The organism is Gluconacetobacter aggeris (assembly GCF_014174395.1).
GTDB lineage: Bacteria > Pseudomonadota > Alphaproteobacteria > Acetobacterales > Acetobacteraceae > Gluconacetobacter > Gluconacetobacter aggeris.
This window is the reverse complement of record NZ_JABEQD010000036.1, coordinates 1-1,926: the sequence shown is the minus strand read 5'-3', so window position 1 is coordinate 1,926 and position 1,926 is coordinate 1. Positions and strand designations below refer to the sequence as shown.

Sequence of the window (1,926 nt, the reverse complement as noted above, 5' to 3'; positions counted from 1 at the left end):
TCGCCGCCAGGTCTTCCAATCCACCTACACCCACGCGGGGTGGAGCAGCCCGGTAGCTCGTCAGGCTCATAACCTGAAGGCCGCAGGTTCAAATCCTGCCCCCGCAACCACTGATACCGACACTCCCGTGAGCATCGCTCCGGGAGTGTTCGTGTTTTTAGCCTTTCCAATGGCTTGCCGCTCGATCCAGTTCAGGATCGTCCCCAGTTCCCCATACAGCATCGCGTCGATCTCGCCCCGGTTTGGACCAGGAGTGAGCACGACCTTCTCGATCAGCGCTCTCAGTGCTTCGGCAGCTTCCAGCCGTTCCTCGGGACGGTTGAGGGCGTCGGTCAGGCGACCGACCTTGCGGGCGTAGATCGCGGAGGCACTCGGCAGCAGGTCTGGCACGTCGTCGGGGATGTCGGAGAGCAGGGTCGCCAACTCGGCCTTGCGGGCTTCGAGCGTATCCATCTCCGCCTTCATGCTGGGATGGAACATGCCTTCCTTGATGGCCTCGATGATGCCCCGGATCTGCTTTTCGACCTTCACCTGTTCCACCTGCCAGACATCGGCATTGGACCGACGCTCGCGGTTGAGCCGGTTAGTCTCCTCGGCATAGGCGCGCATCGCCTCGGCCGCGATCTCCGGTGCCATCATCCGGTCCTTGAGGCCGGAGAGCACGCGGCGTTCCAGGTCCGGGCGGGGGATCGTCCGGCTGTTGGTGCAGGAACCATTGGTGACGTGGGACGAGCAGGCGAAGCGGTCTGAACCCCGCAGCGCGTAGGGGCCACCGCACAGCCCGCAGAACAGCAGACCCGACAGCAGGGATTTTGGGCGACGGGTGCCGTTGAGCCGGTTGCGCTTGTGGTGGGCGCGAACAGCCTCGGTGACGTTGACGTATTTCTCGGCGATGACGCTCTGACGGGCCTTGGTCGCCTGCCAGAGCGCGTCATCGACGATCCGCAGATCGGGAACCTCTGTCACCACCCATTCTGATTCCGGATTCAGACGAGAGACGCGCTTGCCCGTGGACGGGTCTTTCACATAGCGCTGGCGGTTCCACACCAGCCGGCCGACATACAGCTCATTGTTGATGATGCCGGTACCGCGCTTCACATGACCCCGGATGGTGGTATCGCTCCACAGCTTGCCCTCGGGGCCGGCGATGCCTTGGTCGTTCAGGGCTTTGGCGATAGCGCGTGGACCGATACCAGCGGCGAAGTCGCGGAAGATGCGGCGGATGATCTCTGCCTGATGGGTATCGATCTCACGGTCGCCACGGATCTGTTCGCCTTTGGCGTCGAACTGTCGGACCACGCGATAGCCATAGCACAACCCGCCGCCGGACTTGCCGTCCTCGACCCGGCCGCGCAGGCCGCGATGGGTCTTGGCCGCGAGGTCTTTCAAGAACAGGGCGTTCATCGTGCCCTTGAGGCCGACATGGAGTTCGCTGATCTCGCCTTCGGCCAGAGTGACGATCGGTACGCCGGCGAATTTCAGGTGCTTGAACAGGGTGGCAACGTCGGCCTGGTCGCGCGAGATGCGGTCCAGAGCTTCGGCCAGAACGATGTCGAACCGTCCTGCCTGGGCATCCTGTAACAGGGTCTGGATACCGGGACGCAGGATCATGCTGGCGCCGGAAATGCCTGCGTCTTTATAGGCACCAGTCACCTTCCACTTCTCGCGCCTGGCGTGTTCGCGGCAGATGCGGAACTGGTCCTCGATCGAGGCGTCACGCTGGTTGTCGGACGAGTAGCGGGCATACAGGGCGACGCGGGTCATGGAAGGTGCTCCTTGAGGGGGGCCTATCAGGCGACCTTGTCCATCCGGCTTGGCCGGATCAGCACCTCGGCCGAGATGCCGAGGCCGTCATGCAACTGGCGGATCATGTCGATCGACAGGCCGCGCTTGCGGTTCAGCACGTCCGCCACCCGGTTGCGCGGG

1 protein-coding gene, 1 tRNA gene and 1 pseudogene are annotated in these 1,926 nt (G+C 63.6%); 1 reads left to right on the top strand and 2 read right to left on the bottom strand.

All coding sequences use genetic code 11. The annotated features are described in order from the left end of the window. Positions 1-33 precede the first annotated feature (33 nt). Positions 34-110, top strand: a tRNA-Met gene (locus HLH36_RS19375). Here the strand turns inward: HLH36_RS19375 and HLH36_RS19370 are convergent. Both HLH36_RS19370 and HLH36_RS20225 read right to left on the bottom strand, forming a co-directional pair. Then, positions 67-1,764, bottom strand: coding sequence for a recombinase family protein (locus HLH36_RS19370; RefSeq protein ID WP_182987912.1), 1,698 nt, complete (start codon positions 1,762-1,764; stop codon positions 67-69). The genes HLH36_RS19375 and HLH36_RS19370 overlap by 44 nt on opposite strands. Before the next feature lie 26 nt (positions 1,765-1,790). Continuing rightward, positions 1,791-1,926 (bottom strand): annotated as a pseudogene (locus HLH36_RS20225) (transcriptional regulator); the annotation flags it as partial.

What these genes read in the sequence shown, in the direction of transcription:
- HLH36_RS19370 (WP_182987912.1), bottom strand. Translation starts at nt 1,764, where the DNA reads ATGACCCGCGTCGCCCTGTATGCCCGCTACTCGTCCGACAACCAGCGT.